The organism is Duganella sp. AC917 (assembly GCF_979258245.1).
On record NZ_OZ409848.1, the window covers coordinates 5,779,556 to 5,799,953 of the forward strand.

12 protein-coding genes and 1 tRNA gene are annotated in these 20,398 nt (G+C 64.6%); 10 read left to right on the forward strand and 3 right to left on the reverse strand.

From position 1 onward, the window contains the following. The first annotated feature begins 5 nt into the window (after nucleotides 1-5). From ACZ0BA_RS25325 to ACZ0BA_RS25355, 7 genes are all read left to right on the forward strand, one after another. Complete coding sequence (locus ACZ0BA_RS25325) at nucleotides 6-626, forward strand: outer membrane lipoprotein LolB (protein WP_463453873.1); 621 nt, start codon at nucleotides 6-8, stop codon at nucleotides 624-626. A gap of 31 nt (nucleotides 627-657) precedes the next feature. Continuing rightward, nucleotides 658-1,536, forward strand: a complete 879-nt coding sequence (ispE, locus tag ACZ0BA_RS25330; RefSeq protein WP_463453874.1) for a 4-(cytidine 5'-diphospho)-2-C-methyl-D-erythritol kinase — start codon at nucleotides 658-660, stop codon at nucleotides 1,534-1,536. Between the two features lie 80 nt (nucleotides 1,537-1,616). Continuing rightward, nucleotides 1,617-1,693 (forward strand) — tRNA-Gln (locus ACZ0BA_RS25335). Nucleotides 1,694-1,840: 147 nt separating this feature from the next. Then, nucleotides 1,841-2,791 carry a ribose-phosphate pyrophosphokinase gene (locus tag ACZ0BA_RS25340; RefSeq protein ID WP_090326037.1) on the forward strand — a complete coding sequence of 317 codons (951 nt, stop codon included), beginning with the start codon at nucleotides 1,841-1,843 and terminating at the stop codon, nucleotides 2,789-2,791. 162 nt (nucleotides 2,792-2,953) lie between these two features. Further along, nucleotides 2,954-3,589 (forward strand): 50S ribosomal protein L25/general stress protein Ctc, encoded by a 636-nt coding sequence (locus ACZ0BA_RS25345; protein ID WP_463453875.1) that lies wholly within the window; start codon nucleotides 2,954-2,956, stop codon nucleotides 3,587-3,589. A 110-nt stretch (nucleotides 3,590-3,699) separates the two neighbouring features. After that, nucleotides 3,700-4,281, forward strand: coding sequence for an aminoacyl-tRNA hydrolase (pth, locus tag ACZ0BA_RS25350; RefSeq protein ID WP_463453876.1), 582 nt, complete (start codon nucleotides 3,700-3,702; stop codon nucleotides 4,279-4,281). A 59-nt stretch (nucleotides 4,282-4,340) separates the two neighbouring features. Next, nucleotides 4,341-5,651, forward strand: a complete 1,311-nt coding sequence (locus tag ACZ0BA_RS25355; RefSeq protein WP_463453877.1) for an amidohydrolase — start codon at nucleotides 4,341-4,343, stop codon at nucleotides 5,649-5,651. A gap of 19 nt (nucleotides 5,652-5,670) precedes the next feature. On the opposite strand, the gene ACZ0BA_RS25360 is transcribed toward ACZ0BA_RS25355, so the two are convergent. Next, nucleotides 5,671-7,500: a DUF885 domain-containing protein gene (locus tag ACZ0BA_RS25360; protein ID WP_463453878.1), complete on the reverse strand. Its 1,830-nt coding sequence runs from the start codon at nucleotides 7,498-7,500 to the stop codon at nucleotides 5,671-5,673. A gap of 121 nt (nucleotides 7,501-7,621) precedes the next feature. Continuing rightward, complete coding sequence (locus ACZ0BA_RS25365) at nucleotides 7,622-8,269, reverse strand: glycine zipper 2TM domain-containing protein (protein ID WP_463453879.1); 648 nt, start codon at nucleotides 8,267-8,269, stop codon at nucleotides 7,622-7,624. Nucleotides 8,270-8,544: 275 nt separating this feature from the next. Here ACZ0BA_RS25365 and ychF point away from each other — a divergent pair, with 275 nt between their 5' ends. Beyond that, nucleotides 8,545-9,636, forward strand: a complete 1,092-nt coding sequence (gene ychF / locus ACZ0BA_RS25370; RefSeq protein ID WP_463453880.1) for a redox-regulated ATPase YchF — start codon at nucleotides 8,545-8,547, stop codon at nucleotides 9,634-9,636. 9 nt (nucleotides 9,637-9,645) lie between these two features. Here the strand turns inward: ychF and ACZ0BA_RS25375 are convergent, their stop codons facing one another. Further along, the gene (locus ACZ0BA_RS25375; protein WP_463453881.1) at nucleotides 9,646-10,596 is read right to left on the reverse strand and encodes a LysR family transcriptional regulator; all 951 of its coding nucleotides are present in this window, start codon (nucleotides 10,594-10,596) and stop codon (nucleotides 9,646-9,648) included. A gap of 116 nt (nucleotides 10,597-10,712) precedes the next feature. Here ACZ0BA_RS25375 and ACZ0BA_RS25380 point away from each other — a divergent pair, with 116 nt between their 5' ends. Both ACZ0BA_RS25380 and ACZ0BA_RS25385 read left to right on the forward strand, forming a co-directional pair. Beyond that, nucleotides 10,713-11,714 (forward strand): aldo/keto reductase, encoded by a 1,002-nt coding sequence (locus tag ACZ0BA_RS25380; protein ID WP_463453882.1) that lies wholly within the window; start codon nucleotides 10,713-10,715, stop codon nucleotides 11,712-11,714. 165 nt (nucleotides 11,715-11,879) lie between these two features. Further along, nucleotides 11,880-20,378 (forward strand): DUF4214 domain-containing protein, encoded by an 8,499-nt coding sequence (locus tag ACZ0BA_RS25385; RefSeq protein WP_463453883.1) that lies wholly within the window; start codon nucleotides 11,880-11,882, stop codon nucleotides 20,376-20,378. Nucleotides 20,379-20,398: the final 20 nt, after the last annotated feature.

Consider the following 20,398-nt stretch of genomic DNA (forward strand, 5'->3'; position numbering starts at 1 on the left):
CACTGATGACGATTTCCATTTTCCGCCGTCCTGCGGCTGCGCTGGCACTGGCCGGCGCGCTGGCCGTTCTGGCCGGCTGCGCCACGACCTCCGCGCCACGCTCGACCACCGCTGTCGCGCCGTATCGCGACACGCTCGACCTGGCCGGCCGCATCGCCATCAATTACAGCCGGGACGGCAAGCAGGAGTCGCTGAGCGGCAAGTTCACGTGGCGGCAAACGGCCGCCAACACCGACGTCAACCTGATCTCGCCGACCGGACAGACTGTGGCCGTCATCAACGTCACGCCGACCTCGGCGACGTTGAAGCGCAGCGGCGAGCCGACCCGGACCGCCTCCGACCTCGACAGCCTGACCCGGCAAACCCTGGGCTGGACCTTGCCTGTCTCCGGCCTGCGCGACTGGCTGCAGGGCCACGCGGTCGCCGCCGACGGCAGCCGCTTCACCGCCTCGCCGGCCAGCGACACGGTGGTGACCCGCGACGGCTGGAAGCTCGACTACGTGTCCTGGCAGGATGACGCGGCCGCCGTGCCGCAGCCGAAACGCATCGACGTCACCCGCATCGCGCTGGGCCAGCAGGTCGACGACATGTCGATCCGCATCGTCATCGACCCCGCCGCACAATAACGCGGCCCGTTAACACCGATCACCAATCCCGATGACCAGTCTGAAGAATTGCCCGGCTCCGGCCAAACTGAATCTGTTCCTGCACGTCAATGGCCGCCGCGCCGACGGCTACCACCTGCTGCAGACGGTCTTCCAGCTGGTCGACCATGGCGACACCCTGCATTTCACCTTGCGCGACGACGACGCCTTGCGCCGCGTGACCGCGATCGAAGGGGTGCCGGAGGAGGGCGACCTGATCATCCGCGCCGCCCGGCTGTTGCAGGCCGAAGTGCTGCGCCGCACTGGCGGCTTGCCGCGCGGCGTCGATATCGCCATCGACAAGGTGCTGCCGATGGGCGGCGGCCTGGGCGGCGGGTCGTCGGACGCGGCCACCACCTTGATGGTATTGAACTATTTGTGGGGCGCCGGTCTAACCAAGGAGGAGTTGATGGCGTTGGGCCTGCCGCTGGGCGCGGACATCCCGTTCTTCATTTTTGGCGAAACCGCGTTTGCCGAGGGCGTGGGCGAGGCGCTGCAACCGGTGAAAGCGCCTGATTGTTGGTATGTCGTCATCGAACCAGGGGTGGCGGTACCGACCGCGGCAATTTTTTGCTCAGAACAATTGACAAGGAATACCCCGGCCGTCATAATAACGGACTTTTCCAGCTACCACGAAAATCAAACTGATTTGAAGGGGTACGGAAAGAACGATTTACAGCAAGTGGCAACGAGTTTGTTCCCGCCGGTAGCAGAGGCGATAGAATGGCTCAGTGCTCACGGTGATGCCAGGATGACTGGTTCCGGTGCTTGTGTATTTTGTGCAGTGGCAACCCAGGCAGACGCCGACGCGGTACTTCAACAAGTACCCGCCAAGTGGAAAGCATGGAAGGCCAAAGCGCTGATGCAGCATCCACTCACTCAAATGTTGTAGACGGGTAAAAAAAAGATTTGGCTTAGCGTGAAATTGGCGATAAAATACTCGCCGTTGTAGCGACAAGCAGTCAGTTGCGTAGGGGAATCGCCAAGCTGGTTAAGGCACTGGATTTTGATTCCAGCATACCAAGGTTCGAATCCTTGTTCCCCTGCCATTCGTTTTCCTTGCGACACCGTCGAGGCACTAGTCTCCGGCCAAGGCAAGCATCAATGTCCGCGCCCGGCGCGGATCATTCTAGTACAGCGCCACGCGGCTTCCGCTGGCGACATCAAAAATTTCATCGACTATCTCTGGGACTCCCATGGCTTACGAAAACCTGATGGTTTTTACCGGCAACGCTAATCCTGCGTTGGCAGAAGGAGTCGCAAAAAATCTCGGCATTCCACTCGGCAAGGCAAACGTTTCGAAATTCTCGGACGGCGAAGTGATGGTCGAGATTAACGAGAACGTTCGCGGTAAAGACGTTTTCGTTCTGCAATCGACTTGCGCACCAACCAACGACAGCCTGATGGAGTTGATCCTGATGGTCGACGCGTTGAAACGCGCATCGGCAGGCCGCATCACCGCCGCCATCCCTTATTTCGGTTACGCCCGTCAAGACCGCCGCCCGCGTTCGGCGCGCGTTGCGATCTCGGCCAAAGTGGTGGCCAACATGCTGGAAAGCGCCGGCGTCGAACGCGTCCTGATCATGGACCTGCACGCGGACCAGATCCAGGGCTTCTTCGATATCCCGGTCGATAACATTTATGCTTCGCCAATTCTGCTGAGCGATCTGCAGAAGAAGAACTACCAGGACCTGCTGGTGGTGTCGCCGGACGTCGGCGGTGTGGTTCGTGCACGCGCGCTGGCGAAACGCCTGGGCTGCGACCTGGCCATCATCGACAAACGTCGTCCGAAAGCCAACGTTTCCGAAGTGATGAACATCATCGGTGAAGTCGAAGGCCGCAATTGCGTCATCATGGATGACATGGTCGATACCGCCGGTACCTTGGTCAAGGCGGCTGAAGTGCTGAAAGAGCGCGGCGCCACCAAGGTCGTGGCCTATTGCACCCACGCGGTCCTGTCCGGCCCGGCCATCGAGCGCATCGCCAATTCGTCGCTGGACGAGCTGGTCGTAACCGACACGATTCCGCTGTCCGACGCGGCCCGCGCCTGCGGCAAGATTCGTCAGCTGACCTGTGCGCCATTGCTGGCAGAGACGTTCAAACGCATCATCAAGGGCGATTCGGTGATCTCCCTGTTTATCGATTAAAGATAAACGACGCTACTATTTTTAGCGGCGCGCGCGGCAAATATGCCTCGCGCGCCGTTGTACTTCCCGGTTTCATGAGCGCAGTCAGCTCATTTTCGAAGCACCCTGGTCGCGGGGGCTTCATAACACGAGGCGCGAGCCTTGTTATTTTTGGAGTTACACATGAAAGTTGTTGCATTCAAACGCGAATTGCAAGGTTCCGGAGCGAGCCGCCGCCTGCGCAATTCGGGCCAAACCCCAGGCATCATCTACGGCGGTACCGAAGCGCCAGTGACCATCTCGCTGGACCACAACGCGCTGTACCACGCGCTGAAAAAAGAAGCCTTCCACTCGTCGATCCTGGATCTGGAAATCGACGGCAAGACCCAGCAAGTGCTGCTGCGCGACTTCCAAGTCCACGCGTTCAAGCAACTGGTTCTGCACGCTGACTTCCAGCGCGTCGACGCAGGCAAGAAAGTGCACATGAAAGTCGCTTTGCACTTCGCCAACGCCGACGTTTCGCCAGCAGTCAAACTGCACGGCGCGACCATCAGCCACGTCGCCAACGAAATCGAAGTGTCGTGCCTGCCAAAAGACCTGCCAGAGTTCATCACCGTCGACCTGACCAACATCGACGTCGGCACCTCGCTGCACATCGACGAACTGACCCTGCCAGCAGGCGTTACCGCTGTTGCAGCCGGCACCAACCTGACCATCGCCACCGCTTCGGTGCCGCCAGGTCACGTGTCGGCCGAAGCTGATGCCGCTGAAGCCGCTCCAGCAGCCGATGCCAAGCCAGCCGCTAAAGCCAAGAAGTAATATTGAACGCCGCAGCGATGCGGCGGCAATGAAGGACCCCCGCTAGCCCAAGGCCGTCGGGGGTTTTTTTTCGTTTGACCGATAATATCGTTTATTTAATTGAGCATCCCATGCCCATACGTCTCATCGTCGGCCTCGGCAATCCCGGCGCCGAATACGAACAAACCCGCCACAACGCCGGCTTCTGGCTGGTCGACAACCTCGCCAACGACGTCGGCGCGCGCCTGCAGCGCGAGACCAAGTACAACGCGATGATGGCCAAGGCCTCGGTCGCCGGCCACGAGGTGTATCTGCTGGAACCCCAGACGTATATGAACCGCTCCGGCCAATCGGTCGGCGGCCTGTGCCGCTTCTTCAAGATCAACCCGGACGAAGTGCTGGTGGTGCACGACGAGCTCGATTTGATGCCCGGCATCGCGCGCCTGAAGAAGGGCGGCTCGTCGGGCGGCCACAACGGCCTCAAGGACATCACCGCCGCGCTGGGCACGCAGGATTACTGGCGGCTGCGCCTCGGCATCGGCCATCCGCGCACGCTCAGCCTGCAGCAGCAGGTGGCCGACTTCGTGCTGCACCGGCCGCGCCGCGAAGACCAGGACCTGATCGAGCAGTCCATCGAGAAATCGCTGCAGGTGATGCCGCTGATTGTCGAAGGCAAGTTCGAGGCCGCCACGATGAAACTACATACTGTCTGAAGCCGCCGTGTCGATGGTATGCTGAGGGAACTATTTCTCCTAGACTAAGGATGCCATCAATGAAGCGCTTGCCGATCGCCGCACTCGTAACATCTTTATTGTTTGCCGTTGCTCAGACGCCGGCGCAGGCACAGGACAGCGGCGCCGTCGCCAAACAGATCGACGGCATGTATCCCAAGCTCGATGTGATCTACAAGGATCTGCACGCGCATCCGGAGGTGGCCTTCCAGGAAGTGCGCACGGCCGCCAAGCTGGCCGCCGAGATGCGCGCCATCGGTTTCGACGTCACCGAGAAGGTCGGCAAGACCGGCATCGTCGCGATCTATAAAAACGGCGCCGGCCCGACCGTGCTGGTGCGCACCGAGATGGACGGCCTGCCGATGGAGGAAAAATCCGGCTTTCCTTATTCCAGCAAGGCCCACGCCACGCTCGACGGCAAGGATACGATGGTCGCCCACAGCTGCGGCCATGACGTTCACATGACCGCCTGGCTGGGCGCGGCGCGCACCCTGGTGGCGATGAAAGCTCAATGGAAGGGCACGCTGATGTTCATCGGCCAGCCGGCCGAGGAAATCGTCGCCGGCGCCAAGGCCATGCTCGACGACGGCCTGTTCAAGCGCTTCCCGAAACCGGACTACGCGTTCGCGCTGCACTCGTGGCCGCTGGCCTACGGCACCATCGGCTATAACAGTGGTCCGGTCTCGTCGAATTCGGACGCTATCGAAATCACCTTCAAGGGGCGTGGCGGCCACGGCTCGGCGCCGGACAAGGCGCTCGACCCGATCACCATCGCCGCCCGCTTCGTGGTCGACGTGCAAACCGTTATCAGCCGCGAAAAAGATCCGAAGGAATTTGGCGTCGTGACGATCGGCGCCATCAACGGCGGCAGCGTCGGCAACATCATTCCGGACTCGGTCAAGGTGCGCGGCACCATCCGCACCTACAACCCGGCCGTGCGCGCCAAGATCCTGGCCGGCGTGCGCCGCATCGCCAACGCGTCGGCCGCGATGGCGGACGCGCCGGCGCCCGATGTCGAGCTGATCACCGGCGGCGCGGCCATCGTTAACAACGACGCGCTGGTCACCCGCACCGAGGGCGTGCTTAAGCAAGCCTTCGGCGACGCCAATGTTGCGCGCATGCCGGCCATGACCGCCAGCGAGGATTTCTCGGTGTACGCCAACGAAGGCATTCCGTCGATGTTCTTCTTCACCGGCGTCTACGATCCGAAGGCGGTGGCCGAGGCGGACAAGCCGGGCGGCAAGCCGATCGCCTTCAACCACTCGCCGTACTACGCGCCGGTGCCGGAGCCGTCGATCAAGACGGCGGCGCAGGCGATGACCTTGGCGGTGCTCAACGTGCTCGCAAAGTAAGCGGTCGTAAAACTCGCGGCTATTTGCTGGCCGAGATCCATTTGTCGACGCGCGCCTCCAAAATCGGCAACGGCAAGGTGCCGTCGCCGATCACCACCTGGTGGAATTTCTGGTAGCTGAACTTGTCGCCCAGCGCCGCCTGCGCCCGCGCGCGCAGCTCCAGGATTTTCAGCGAGCCGATCTTGTAGCTCAGCGCCTGCGCCGGCCACACCATGTAGCGCTCGATCTGGTTTTTCGCGCGCGCCTCGCTCCATCCAAGCGTGTCGGCCAGATAGGCGATCGCCTGTTCCCGGCTCCAGCCCTTGGCGTGCATGCCGGTGTCGACCACCAGGCGCGCGGCGCGCAGCATCTCCGCGTTCAAGTGGCCGTAATAGGCAACCGGATCGTCGTACAGGCCCAGCTCGCGGCCCAGGGTCTCCGAATACAAGGCCCAGCCTTCTGTATAAGCCGCGCTATTGGGGTTTTCGGTGCTGAACTTGCGGAAGTCCGGCAGATCCAACTCTTTCAACAGCGCGGCATGCAGGTGGTGGCCCGGCACGCCCTCGTGCAGGAACAGGCTGACCATGTCGACCCGGCTGTATTGCTTGGGATCGTTGACCACCGGCCAGAACACGCCCGGATGCGAGCCGTCCGCCGCCGGCGGCGTGTAGTGGTCGGAGGCGGTCGCGCGCGTCAGCTCCGGTTCCAGGTGCAATTCCATCTTCCCTTTCGGGATCAGGCTGAAGTAGGTCGGCAGCTTGGCCTGCACCGTCGCGTACAGCGTGCGGTAGGCGTCGAGCACCTGCTCGTCGGTGGTGAAGATGTTGAACTTTTGTTGCCCGGCCATCCATTGCGGCAGTTGCTTTTCCGGGCCGTCGTAGCCCAGCTTGGGGCCCAGCGCCGTCAGCTGCTGCTGGATGCGCGCCACTTCCTTCAGGCCCAGCGCGTGCACCGCGTCCGGCGTCAGCGGCAGGTTGGTGCTGTCCTTGATGCGGGCCGCATACCACGCCGCGCCGTTCGGCAGGGCGCTCCAACCGGTGCTTGCGCGGCTGGCCGGCAGGTATTCGTTTTGCAGGAAGTCCACCAGGCGGGTCAGCGCCGGGGCGATTTTTGTGTCGACGGTATTCAGGTAGGCCGCCGTCAGCTTTTGCTTGTCGGCGGCGGAGAACTGCGCCGGCAGGCGCGTGATCGGCGAATAGTAGACGCTTGTTTCCGGCGTGGCCGCGCGCAGGTTCTGGAACTGCGGCAGCATCGCCACGGTGATCGCCTTCGGTTGCACGATGCCGGCACGGATGCCCTGCTTCATGTTGACGATGGCCTGGTCTATCCAGCCCGGCAACTGCTTTAGGCGGCTCAGGTAGGCCTGATATTGCGCGACCGTGCCCAGCGGCTGCGAACCGGTGCCGTCGGCGTAATTGGCCAAGGTGCTAGGGACGTTGTCGAACTGGTTGAGCGGCAGCAGATGTTCCGGGAAGGACTCCAGCTGCATCGCGTTATTGAGTTCGTAGGACAGCAAATCGTAGGTCAGCTGGTCCGGCTCGCCGAGCTGGTCGCGCCGCACGGCCATCAACTGCTTTTGCATCTGGCGGTACAGCGTGAACTGGGCGGCGCGCACCGACGGGGAGATGGCCAGGCCGATTTGATCGTTGTAGCGGCTGTCGCCGTTGGCGGTGGCAAACAGCAGCGGATCGAATTTGCAGCGCGCCGTGTGGAACGCGGCCGCCAGCTTGGCCAGCTGTTGCTGCGCCTGGCCGGCCCGGGCTGTGGAAGTCTGTGCGGCTTGAGCGGGCAACATGCCGACGCCGGTAAAAAGGAGGGTGGTGATCAGTACCGAAGTCCGCAGCGAAGCGCGGCAGCGAGTGTGGGGCATGGACATTTCCTGGTAAGCAGATAAGCCGCCCATCAGGCGGCTTATCTTGACGTGGGCAATTGTTCTCCAGGAAGTCTAGCACTAAACAATTGACCGGGACATTGCCATCCCGCCCAGCAGATTAGTTCGAACGCAGGCCGCCGTCGACCACGCGCACGTCGTCGCCCTGGTGCCACGATGGCTGCTCGGTCTGGTGGAACTTGCGTACCGAACCATCGTTCATGCGCACCACGATGTCATAGCTCTTGTTGGCTTTGACGCGGCCCTCGATCTGGTTGCCGGCAACCGCGCCGCCGATGGCGCCGGCCACGGTGGCCAGTTTGCGGCCGTTGCCGCCGCCGACCTGGTTACCCAGCAGGCCGCCGACCAGCGCGCCGCCGACCGCGCCGACGCCGCTGCCTTCGGCGCGGGTTTCGATTTCGTTGACGGCTTCGACCACGCCGCAGTTGTTACAGACCGCAGGCGCGCTCTTGACCGGCGTGTGCTTGACGACCGGCTTGTCGCGCACAACGTCGCGCACTGGCTCGCGGACGGGTTCGCGGACTTGTTCACGCACCGGTTCACGCACCTGGTCGCGGCCCGGCGCGGCTGGTGCCGATTGTTCGACCAGCGGCTGGCCGTTGGGCGCCAGCGCCGGATCCTGATTGTGTGAATTCGACGAAGGCAGCCAGCCCATGATGGCGGCAACGCCCACGCCACTGACCAGCACAACGGCGGCTGCGGCGGCCATGATCATCGGATGCAGCTTGGAATTGGATGTGTTGTTCATTTTTCTACCTTTTATGTGTTGAGTGGCTTGTATGATTACAAGCAATTAACGCGCGGCAGGCGCATCGCGGTGACGCAGATTTCGTATCAAATGTAAGCAATTGTTCCTGAATGCATGATCGGCATGGCCGACGGCCGGGTTTTTTTGAAGACTGGCGGCGGGGGAGGTACAATTGATCCTTGAACGCTTTAAATAGCAGGAATATTCAAAAACGCCCGAGTCGGCCGTTTTTCACCAGCCGCTTGCCGGCAACATTTGATTATTAAAGGTTTTCCATGAGTCTCCAATGCGGCATCGTCGGCCTGCCCAACGTCGGCAAGTCCACCCTCTTCAACGCCCTGACCAAAGCCGGCATCCCGGCTGAAAACTATCCGTTCTGCACCATCGAGCCCAACGTCGGCGTGGTCGAGGTGCCGGATCCGCGCATGGCCGCGCTGGCCGCGATCGTCAAGCCAGAGCGCATGGTCAACGCCATCGTCGAATTCGTCGACATCGCCGGCTTGGTGGCTGGCGCCTCGCAGGGTGAGGGCCTGGGCAACCAGTTCCTGTCGCACATCCGCGAAACCGACGCCATCGTCAACGTCGTGCGCTGCTTCGAGGACGACAATGTGATCCACGTGTCCGGCAAGGTCAGCCCGCTGGACGATATCGAAGTCATCCAGACCGAGCTGGCGCTGGCCGACCTGGGCACCGTGGAAAAAGCCATCCACCGCGAAAACAAGAAAGCGCGCTCGGGCGACAAGGACGCGGCCAAGCTGCTGGCCATCATGGAGCGCATCGTGCCGCACCTGAACGAAGCCAAGCCGGTGCGCGCCATGGGCCTGGACGCCGATGAGATGGCCCTGATCAAGCCGCTGTGCCTGATCACCGCCAAACCGGCCATGTATGTCGCCAACGTGTCCGACACCGGCTTCAAGAACAATCCGCTGCTCGACCAGCTGACCGCCTACGCCGCCACGCAAAACGCGCCGATCGTTGCCATCTGCGCCTCGATCGAAGCGGAGATCGCCGACCTGGAAGACGCCGACAAGACCGAATTCCTGAACGACATGGGCATGGAAGAGCCGGGGCTGGACCGCCTGATCCGCGCCGCCTACAACCTGCTGGGCCTGCAGACCTATTTCACGGCCGGCGTCAAGGAAGTGCGCGCCTGGACCATCCACATCGGCGACACCGCGCCGCAGGCGGCCGGGGTCATCCACACCGACTTCGAACGCGGCTTCATCCGCGCGCAAACCATCGCCTACGACGACTACATCCAGTACAAGGGCGAGGGCGGTGCCAAGGAGGCGGGCAAGATGCGCGCCGAGGGCAAGGAATACGTGGTCAAGGATGGCGACGTGCTGAACTTCCTGTTCAACGTCTAAGCATTCGTTTCACCGCCACTTCGAAGCCCCGTCGAGACGGGGCTTTTTCACATCCGCGCCGGCCGCCTGGTCCTGGCGGTGCTTGACGCACCAGTCGACAAAGCTGCGCAATGCGGCCGACATGTGCCTGCGGCTGGGGTAGTACAGGTGGAAGCCCGGCATGGCCGGGCACCACGCGTCCAGCAGCCGCACCAGCGTGCCCTGGCGGGTGTGCTCCAGGGCGTAGTACTCGTGGACGAACGCGATGCCGACGCCGGCGCGGGCCGCGTCGACCATCATCTCGTCGTCGTCGAGCACCAGCGGACCGTCGACGCCGACAGCGACGTTTTCGCCGTCGCGCGCGAACTCCCAGGCATAAACCACGCCGCTGGGAAAGCGGCGCCCGATGCACGGCAAGCCGCGCAGGTCGAGCGGAGCGCCGGGGCGCCCATGCACGGCCAGGTATTCGGGCGAGGCTACCACGGCGAAGCGCAGCGGCGCGCCGATGGGGACGGCGACCATGTCCAGTGCCAGGCTCTCGCCGAAGCGCACGCCGGCATCGTAGCCCCCGGCGACGATGTCGACCAGCTGGTCGTCGGTGACGACCTCGATCGTGACGTTGGGATGGACCTTCAAAAAGCCGCCGAGCAGGGGCGCGAGCAGCAGGCGCGCCGCCGGGCGCGGCACGTTGAGCCGCAGCGCGCCCTGGATTGTGTCGCGAAAGCCGTTGACCTCGTCGAGCGCCTGGTCCAGGTCGGCGATCACGCCGCTCACGCGCGCGTACAAGTGCTTGCCGGCCTCGGTCGGCTCGACACTGCGGGTGGTGCGGTTCAGCAGGCGGATGCCCAGCCGCGCCTCCAGCGCCCGCATGGTGTGGCTCAGCGACGAGGCGGTGACGTTTCTTTCCTCCGCCGCCTTGCGAAAGCTGCGGTGGCGCGCCACGGCGATGAATACTTCAAGTTCGTTGAGGTCGTGGCGCATCAGGACGGAGTTCCGTGATTAATGAAATTTGTTCAGTGGTACAAGTGGATTTCCGCTGATTGTATTGATTGTAAGGCAAACATATCATCTTTTCTATTATTCAACGACGAAGGGAAATGATGAAACAGCGGAAATTAGGCAACGGCGGCTTGCAGGTCTCGGCCATCGGTCTGGGTTGCATGGGCATGAGCTTCGCCTATGGCGGCGGCGACGACGCGGTCTCGGCCCGCACCATCGAACGTGCCGTCGACCTTGGCGTCACCTTCTTCGACACGGCCGAGGTCTACGGCCCCTACGTCAACGAGGAGCTGGTCGGCAAGGCGCTGCGCGGCGTGCGCAACCGGGTGCAAATCGCCACCAAGTTCGGCTTCCGCATCCTGCCGCACGGCCAGGGACTGGAGCGCATGGCCGGCGTCGACAGCCGGCCCGAACATGTCCGCGAGGCGGTGACCGGCTCGCTGCGGCGGCTCGGCGTCGAGGCGATCGACCTGCTGTACCAGCACCGCCCCGATCCGTCGGTACCGGTCGAGGACGTGGTCGGCGCGATGGCCGACCTGGTCAAGGAAGGCAAGGTGCGCCACCTCGGGCTGTCGGAAGTGTCGGCCGGGACAGTGCGACGGGCCCACGCGGTGCACCCGATCGCCGCCGTGCAAAGCGAATACTCGCTGTGGAGCCGCGACCCCGAGCGCCACGTGCTGCCCGTGTGCCGCGAGCTGGGCATCGGCTTCGTGCCGTACAGTCCTCTGGGCCGGGGTTTCCTGACCGGCGCGCTGACCTCGACCGACGCGCTGGCGCCGGACGATTTCCGCCGCACCTTGCCGCGCTTCCAGGAGGCCGCCCTGCGCGGCAACCTGGCGCTGATCGGCCGGCTGTCGCAACTGGCCGCCGGCCGCGGCGTCACGATGGCGCAACTGGCGCTGGCCTGGCTGCTGGGCCGGGACGAGCGGATCGTGCCGATCCCCGGCGCGCGCGGTATCGCCCACCTCGAGGAGAACGCGGCCGCCGCCGACGTGGCGCTCGAACCAGCGGACGTGGACGCCATCGAGGCCATCTTCAGCGCGGCGAGCGTGCAGGGCGCCCGCTACGCCCAGGGCGACTTCGACCTCGTCGAGCGCTGAACCGCGGCGCGGGCGCTGTTTAGTTGCTGCGATTAATCATTTATTGGCCGTCTAGTAATTTATATTGGTCATTTCCTATGAGAAATGATAATATTCTTGTCAACATCCTTAGGAAATCCACCAACCATTACGGAAGCTGGCACCAGCTTCCCGGGAGAAGTAGTTATGGCAGTCAGCGGCAACGTACACGACCTTCAAAAACTCTACGTTGTCTATCTCGGCCGTCCCGCCGATCCCGCCGGCCTTGCTTTCTGGTTGGGGCCTGTTGAACAAAATCCCGCCAGTGGACTGGCCGCCGTAAAAACGGCCCTGTCCACTTCGGCGGAATTCGCCTATGCCATCGCCGGCTTGTCCAACGCGCAGATTGTGGACCAGATGTACGCGAACTTATTCGGCCGTCACGCCGAGATGGCGGGCCTGGTCTTCTGGGCCGATTTGCTGCAAAAGGGCAGCATCACCGTTGCAGATCTCCTGACGACGCTGGCGGACGGCGCCCGCTTCGAAGACTTGACTGCGCTGAACAACAAGATCGTCGCTGCCCAAGCGTTCACCGAAGGGCTCGATACCGGGGCTGAAATCAGCGGCTACGCCAACCCGACCGCCGCCGCGCTCGCCAAGGCGTACTTGACGACGGTCACCGACAACGCCTCGCTTGCCGTGGCGCTGGCGGCGTTGCCGCAAACCATAGCGCTGGTGACTGGCGCCGCGCCCAACAACCCGGCGACGGGGACCGTCATCGCCAACGGCACGGCGGTCGAAGGCCAGATCCTGAGTGCTTCGAATACCCTTGCCGACGCCGACGGCCTCGGCACGGTCAGCTACCAGTGGAAGGCCGACGGCGTGCCTATCAATGGGGCGACCTCGGACAGCTTCACGCTCACGGCGGCGCAGGTCGGCAAACCGATCACCGTCACCGCCAGCTACACCGATGGACTGGGCACGCGCGAATCGGTCACCAGCAACGTGATCGTGTCGGGCAACGACACGCTCAAGGGCACTGCCGGGGCCGACCAGCTTGCCGGCGGCCTTGGCGACGACACCTACGTGGTCAACGTCGGCAGCGACGTCGTTGTCGAGCACATGGGAGAAGGCACCGACCTGGTTCAGGTCGCCTATGCCGCGGCTGGCACCCACACGCTGGCGGCCAACGTCGAGAACGCGACGGTGACCAGCGCCGCGGTCGCGGTGAATCTGGTGGGCAATGCACTCGACAACGTCCTGACCGGCAACGCGGCCGCCAACTCGCTGACCGGCAACGCCGGCAACGACACGCTCAACGGCGCCGGCGGCGCCGACCGGCTGATTGGCGGCAGCGGCGACGATACCTATGTGGTGGATGTGGCCGGCGACGCGGTCACCGAGTCGGCGGGCGAGGGCACGGACACCGTGCGCGCTTCGCAGGCCACCTATACCTTGACGGCCAACGTTGAAAACCTCGCATACACCGGCACGGCAGCCTTCACCGGCACCGGCAACGGGCTCGACAACGTGATTACCGGCGGCGACGCCGGCAACAAGCTCGACGGCGGGGCCGGCAACGACCAACTCACCGGCGGCAAGGGCGCGGACAACCTGATTGGCGGCTTGGGCAGCGACACCTTCGTCGGCGCCACCGGCAGGGACACCATCGACGGCGGCGCCGGCGACGACCGGCTGCAAGGCCTGGGCAAGTTCAGCGACTATGTCGTCACGCGGCCGACCGCGACCGACACGCTGCTGACCGATGGCGCGGGCAACGCGATCACCGTGCGCGGCGTGGAAAACTTCGCCTTTGCCGACGGCGACCGGACATTGGCGCAGGTACAGGACAACGTGCCGAGCGTCTTGAACGACAAGCTGCGCGGCACCGATGGCAACGACGTGCTCAACGGCGGCCTCGGCATCGATACCTTGAGCGGCGGCCTCGGCGACGACACCTATGTGCTGCTGAACGGGGCCGACGTGGTGCTGGAAAACGCCGGCGAGGGCCTCGACCTGGTCGAGGTGGCGTTGACGGCGGCCGGCGGCTACACGATGGCAGCGAACGTGGAAAACGCCACCGTGACGGCGGCCGCGACGGTGGCGATCAACCTCACCGGCAACGACCTTGCCAACGTCCTGACCGGCAACGCGGCGGCCAATACGCTGACCGGCGGCGCCGGTAACGACATGCTCGACGGCGCCGCCGGCGCCGACAAGTTGATCGGCGGCACAGGAGACGACCTGTATTGGGTGGACGTGGCCGGCGACGTGGTGACCGAACTGGCGGACCAAGGCACGGACACCGTGAGGGCGTCGTCGGCAAGCTACACTTTGACGGCCAACGTCGAAAACCTGGAGTACACCGGCAAGGCCGCGTTCAGCGGCACCGGCAACGCCGTTGACAACGTCATCAGCGGCGGCGACGCCGGCAACAAGCTCGACGGCGGGGCCGGCAACGATAAGCTTACCGGTGGCCATGGCGCCGACAATCTGATCGGCGGCTTGGGCAACGATACCTTTGCCGGCGCCACCGGCAAGGACACCGTCGATGGCGGCGCCGGCATCGATCTGCTGCAGGGCTTGGGCAAGTTCGGCGATTACGTCGTCACACGGCCAACGCTGACCGACACCGTGCTGACCGATGGCGCGGGCAACGTGATCACCGTGCGCGGCGTGGAAGACTTCGCGTTCGCCGACGGCGACAAGACGCTCGAGCAGGTGCACGACAACATCCCGAGCCCCGGCAACGACCGCTTGCACGGCACCGATGGCGACGACTTGCTCAATGGCGGCCTTGGCGTCGACACGCTGAGCGGCGGCCTGGGCGACGACACTTATTTGATCCTCAACGCGGCCGACGCGGTGCTGGAAAGCGCCGCCGAGGGCGTCGACCTGGTCCAGGTGGCGTTGACGGCCGCCGGTGGCTACACCCTGGCGGCCAACGTGGAGAACGCCACCGTGACGGCGGCGGCTTCGATTGCGGTCAACCTGGCCGGCAATGAACTGGCCAACATCTTGACCGGCAATGCGGCGGCCAACACGCTGACCGGCGGCGCCGGCAACGACAGGCTCGACGGCGGCGCCGGCGCGGACAAGCTGGTCGGCGGCAGCGGCAACGATACGTATGTGGTGGAGGCCGCTGGCGATGTCGTTACCGAGTTGACGGGCGAGGGCACGGATACCGTGCAGGCTTCGCTGGCGGCCTACGCGCTGACGGCCAACGTCGAGAATTTAACGTACTCGGGCAAGACCGCCTTCACCGGCGGCGGCAACGCGCTCGACAACGTGATCATCGGCGGCGACGCCGGTAACAAGCTCGACGGCGCGGCCGGCAACGATCAACTAACAGGAGGCAATGGCGCCGATAGTCTGATCGGCGGCCTGGGCGACGATACGTTCATCGGCGCGACCGGCAAGGATACCATCGACGGCGGCGCCGGCAGCGACCTGCTGCAGGGCCTGGGCACGTTCGGCGAATATGTCGTCACGCGGCCTACGCTGGCCGACACCGTGCTGACCGATGGCGCCGGTAACGTGCTCACCGTGCGCGGCGTGGAAAACTTCGCGTTCGCCGACGGCGACAGGACGCTCGAGCAGCTGCAGGACAACATCGCGAGTCCCGGCAATGACAGCTTGCGCGGCACCGATGGCAACGACTTGCTCAATGGCGGCCTCGGCGTCGACACACTGAGCGGCGGCCTCGGCGACGACGCCTATCTGATCCTCAACGCGGCCGACGTGGTGCTGGAAAACGACGCCGAGGGCGTCGACCTGGTCCAGGTGGCGTTGACGGCGGCCGGCACCTATGTGCTGGCGGCCAACGTGGAGAACGCCACCGTGACGGCGGCGGCGTCCATTGCGGTCAACCTCACCGGCAATGCACTCGACAACGAACTGACCGGCAACGCGGCGGCCAATACGCTGACCGGCGGCGCCGGCAACGACAGGCTCGACGGCGGCGCCGGCGCGGACAGGCTGGTCGGCGGCAGCGGCGACGATAGCTATGTCGTCGATGCGGCCGGCGATGTCGTCGCCGAGCTGGCGGGCGAGGGCGCCGACGGTGTGCGGACGTCGCTCGCGACCTACACGCTGACGGCCAACGTCGAGGACCTGGCCTACACGGGCAAGGCCGCCTTCACCGGCACCGGCAACGCGCTCGACAACGTGATCACCGGCGGCAACGCCGGCAACAAGCTCGATGGCGGCCTGGGCAACGACCAACTCATCGGTGGCGCCGGCGCGGACAACCTGATTGGCGGCCTGGGCGACGACACCTTCATCGGCGCGACCGGCAAGGACACTATTAATGGCGGTGCCGGCACCGATGTGCTGCAAGGCCTGGGCAAGTTCGCCGACTACATCGTCACGCGGCCGAACGCGGGCGATGTCGTGCTGACCGACAAGGCGGGCAACGTCCTCACCCTGCGCGACGTGGAATCGTTCGAGTTTGCCGACGGCCCACAATCGCTTGAAAGCGTGCTGTACAACGTTCCCAGCATCGGCAACGATCGGTTGTACGGCACCGCCGGCGCCGATACGCTGGACGGCGGCACCGGCGCCGACACCATGAATGGCGGCGATGGCGACGATACCTACTTCATCGACAACCTCGGCGATGTCATTGAGGAAGGCCAGTACTTCGGCACCGATGTCGCGCTGGTGGCGCTGAGCACCGCCGGCACTTACACGCTGGGCGGCGACGTCGAGATCGCCAGGGTGACCTCGGCCTCGGTCGCGGTCAACCTGACCGGCAACGACGTTGACAACCAGCTGACCGGCAACGCGGCCGCCAATACGCTGATCGGCGCCGGCGGCAACGATACCCTCGACGGCGCCGCCGGCGCCGACAAGCTCGTTGGCGGCAGCGGCGACGACACTTATCTGGTGGATGTGGCTGCGGACGTGGTCACCGAGCTGGCGGACGAGGGCAACGACGCCGTGCGCACCGCGCTGGCCACTTATACGCTGGCGGCCAATGTCGAGAACCTGGCCTACACCGGCAAGGCGGCCTTCGTTGGCAACGGCAACGCGCTCGACAACATCCTCACCGGCGGCAACGCCGGCAACAAGCTTGACGGCGGCGCCGGCAACGATCTGCTCACCGGCGGCAGTGGCGCCGACAGTCTGACCGGTGGCGTCGGCAACGATTCCTTCGCCGGCGCGACCGGCAGGGACACCATCGACGGTGGCGCCGATATCGACGTGCTGACCGGCCTCGGCGCGCGGGCCGACTATGTCCTCACCCGGCCGAACGCGGACGACATCGTGCTCACCGACAAAGCGGGTAACGTGCTGACGGTGCGCAATGTGGAATTGTTCGAGTTTTCCGACGGTCCGCAGCTGCTCGACAGCGTGGTGTACAACGTGCCGAGCGCCGGCAGGGACCATCTGTACGGCAGCGCCGAGGCCGAAACGCTGGACGGCGGCGCCGGCGCCGACACGATGGATGGCTATGACGGCGACGATACCTACGTCGTCGATAACCTGGGCGATGTGATTAACGAAGGCCAGTACGCCGGCACCGATACCGCGCTGGTGGCGCTGGCCACCGCCGGTACCTACACGCTGGGTGACAACGTCGAGAACGGCAAGGTGACCGCGGCCGCCTCGGTGGCGGTCAACCTGACCGGCAACGACCTCGACAATCTGTTGACCGGCAACGCGGCCGCCAACACGCTGACCGGCGGCGCCGGCAACGATACCCTCGATGGCGGCGCCGGCAGCGACAAGCTGCTCGGTGGCGATGGCGACGACGTGTACCTCGTCAACGACACCGTCGACGTGGTCACCGAGGCCGTGGAGGCGGGCCGGGACCTGGTACGCACCACGCTGGCGACGTATACGATAACTGCCAACGTCGAGCTGCTCAATTACACCGGCAAGGCCGCCTTCACCGCCACCGGCAACATGCTCGACAACGAGATCACCGGCGGCAACTTCGGCAACAAGATCGACGGTGGAGACGGAAACGATCTACTGACCGGCGGCACCGGCAATGATAGTCTGATCGGCGGCTCCGGCGCCGACCAGTTCTTCGGTGGCGGCGGCAATGACACCGTCGACGGCGGCCAGGGCGACGACCTGGTCTGGATGCAGTCGGTGGCCCACGACCAGGTGACGGTGACCCGCGTCAGCGTGACCGACACGATGCTGACCGACAGCGCCGGCAAGACCGTTACGTTGCGCAACGTGGAATCGGTGCAGTTCAGCGACGCGCGCCTGACGGTCGACGAGTTGCAATACAATCTCCCCAGCCCCGGCGGCGACCACCTGCTTGGCAGCGCGGATGCCGATATATTGAACGGTGGCCTCGGCGCCGACACGCTCGAGGGCGGCATGGGCGACGACATCTATGTGATCGCCGACAAGGCCAGTATCGTCCTTGAAAACCAGGACAGCGGCATCGACACCGTGCAGGTGGCGCTGCTCGCGGCCGGCACCTACACGCTGGCCGACAACGTGGAAAATGCCACGGTGACGGCGGCGGCCGGGGTGGCGGTCAACCTCGTCGGCAACGCCCTGAATAACGAGCTGATCGGCAATGCGGCCGCGAATGTGTTGAATGGCGGCGCCGGCAACGATACCCTCGACGGCGGCGCCGGCGCGGACCAGCTCCTCGGCGGCGTCGGCGACGACATCTATATCGTCACCGAGACGGGCGACGTGGTCAGCGAGCTGGCAAGCGCCGGCATCGACTCGGTGCTGACCAGCCTGTCCAGCTACACGCTGGGCCCCAATGTCGAGCTGCTGTTTGCCGTTGGCGCCGGCACGTTCAACGGCACCGGCAACGCGCTCAACAATGTGATGGCGGCGGCCAGCGGCGGATCGCGGCTCGACGGCGGCGCCGGCAACGATTATCTGATGGGCGGCAGCGGCAACGACACGCTGCTTGGCGGCATCGGTGACGACCTGTTCGAAGCGTCGGCCGGTGCCGACAGCATCGACGGCGGCGTCGGCATGGACATGGTGGAGGGCCTGGATTACTACGGCAACTACACCATCGTGCGGTTGAACGCGACGGATACCTTGCTGACGCACTACACCGGCGCCAAGGTCACCGTGCGCAACGTGGAGTGGCTCGACTTCCGCGACACCTCGATGACGATGGAGCAGGCGCTCACCAACAGCGTCGGCCCCGGCAGCGATACCGTCTTTGGTAGCGCCGGTGCCGACATCCTCGACGGCGGCGCCGGCGACGACCTGATGATAGGCCTTGGTGGCGACGACCTCTACAAGGTGTCCTCCCCGCGCGACATCACGTACGAGGTGGCGGGCGGTGGCCACGACACGGTCGAAGTGGGGTTCGCGACGGCCGGCACCTACGAGATGGATGTCAATCTGGAGGACGCCTTCATCAGCGGCACCGCCGCCATCAATATCGTCGGCAACTGGGAGAATAACTACCTGGTCGGCAATGCCGCCGCCAACAACCTTCGCGGGAACTTTGGCAACGATACGCTTGACGGCGGCGCCGGCAACGACACCCTGTCCGGCGAAGCCGGTGACGATATCTACGTGGTGGCCGACAGCGGCGACCAGGTCCGGGAAAACGCCGGCGAAGGTTACGACGCCGTGTTTACCACCTTGGCCGCCTACACCCTCACGGCCAATGTCGAGGACCTGGTGTACGACGGCGCCGGCGCTTTTGCCGGAACCGGCAACGGCATGGCCAACCGCTTCTACGTGGAGAAAAGCAGCAGCGCAACGGTGGACGGCGGCGCTGGCGTGGACGGCCTATTCCGCCTGAACGCATTCGGCAGCTACAGCATCTTCCGCCCGAACGCCACCGACACCGTGTTGACCGATGCTGACGGTCATGTGTACACGGTGCGCAACGTGGAAAACTTCGAGTTCAGCGATACCGGCCTGATGACGCTGGCGCAGGTGCAGCAAAACACCGCCAGCAGCGGCGCCGACAACCTGTTCGGCACCGACGGAGACGATATCCTTGACGGCGGCGCCGGCGCCGACACGATGACAGGGGGCAACGGCAGCGATGTCTATGTCGTCGACAACGTCAACGACAAGGTCGTCGAGACGCCGGAGGGCGCATACGACCTGGTGCGTGTGGCGCTGACCGGCGCCGGCACGTATCTGCTGGCCGCTAACGTGGAGCAAGCGGTCATCACGTCGGCGGTCGGCGCGGAGGCGGTCAACGTCACCGGCAACGAGCTGGATAACCAGATTATCGGCAACGGCGCCGCCAACAAGTTGCTCGGCGGCGGTGGCGCCGACCTGCTCGACGGCGGCGCCGGCAGCGACACGTTGACCGGAGGCGCGGGCGCCGACACCTTCGTGTTCAACAGCGTGGCCGGCACGGACACGGTGACCGACTTCGTGTCGGGTACGGATCAACTGCGCATCGGCCAGACTGGCCTCGCGCTGGGTAACGGCGACGCCACACTTGATGGCGCCATGCTGCGCAGCGCGCCGGGCGTCTTCGGGTCGGCGGCCGAGCTGGTGGTGTTCAGCCAGCTGATGGCGACGGCGTCGACCGCCAACGCGGCCAAGGTGATCGGCTCGGCCGAGGGCGCGTACACGGTGGGCCAGACGGCGCTGTTTGCCGTCTCGACCGCCAGCGCCACGTCGTTGTATCTGTTCAAATCGAGCGGCAACGACGCGCTGGTCTCCGCCGCCGAGCTGACCCAGGTGGCGGTGTTGGTCGGCACGCCGACGACGGCGCTGGCGGACTACATCATCTAAGGAGGCGATAGAGAAGCGGG

Coding starts and splice junctions, on each gene's coding strand:
- ACZ0BA_RS25325 (WP_463453873.1), top strand. CDS start 6: ATGACGATTTCCATTTTCCGCCGTCCTGCGGCTGCGCTGGCACTGGCC.
- ispE (WP_463453874.1), top strand. CDS start 658: ATGACCAGTCTGAAGAATTGCCCGGCTCCGGCCAAACTGAATCTGTTC.
- ACZ0BA_RS25340 (WP_090326037.1), top strand. CDS start 1,841: ATGGCTTACGAAAACCTGATGGTTTTTACCGGCAACGCTAATCCTGCG.
- ACZ0BA_RS25345 (WP_463453875.1), top strand. CDS start 2,954: ATGAAAGTTGTTGCATTCAAACGCGAATTGCAAGGTTCCGGAGCGAGC.
- pth (WP_463453876.1), top strand. CDS start 3,700: ATGCCCATACGTCTCATCGTCGGCCTCGGCAATCCCGGCGCCGAATAC.
- ACZ0BA_RS25355 (WP_463453877.1), top strand. CDS start 4,341: ATGAAGCGCTTGCCGATCGCCGCACTCGTAACATCTTTATTGTTTGCC.
- ACZ0BA_RS25360 (WP_463453878.1), bottom strand. CDS start 7,500: ATGCCCCACACTCGCTGCCGCGCTTCGCTGCGGACTTCGGTACTGATC.
- ACZ0BA_RS25365 (WP_463453879.1), bottom strand. CDS start 8,269: ATGAACAACACATCCAATTCCAAGCTGCATCCGATGATCATGGCCGCC.
- ychF (WP_463453880.1), top strand. CDS start 8,545: ATGAGTCTCCAATGCGGCATCGTCGGCCTGCCCAACGTCGGCAAGTCC.
- ACZ0BA_RS25375 (WP_463453881.1), bottom strand. CDS start 10,596: ATGCGCCACGACCTCAACGAACTTGAAGTATTCATCGCCGTGGCGCGC.
- ACZ0BA_RS25380 (WP_463453882.1), top strand. CDS start 10,713: ATGATGAAACAGCGGAAATTAGGCAACGGCGGCTTGCAGGTCTCGGCC.
- ACZ0BA_RS25385 (WP_463453883.1), top strand. CDS start 11,880: ATGGCAGTCAGCGGCAACGTACACGACCTTCAAAAACTCTACGTTGTC.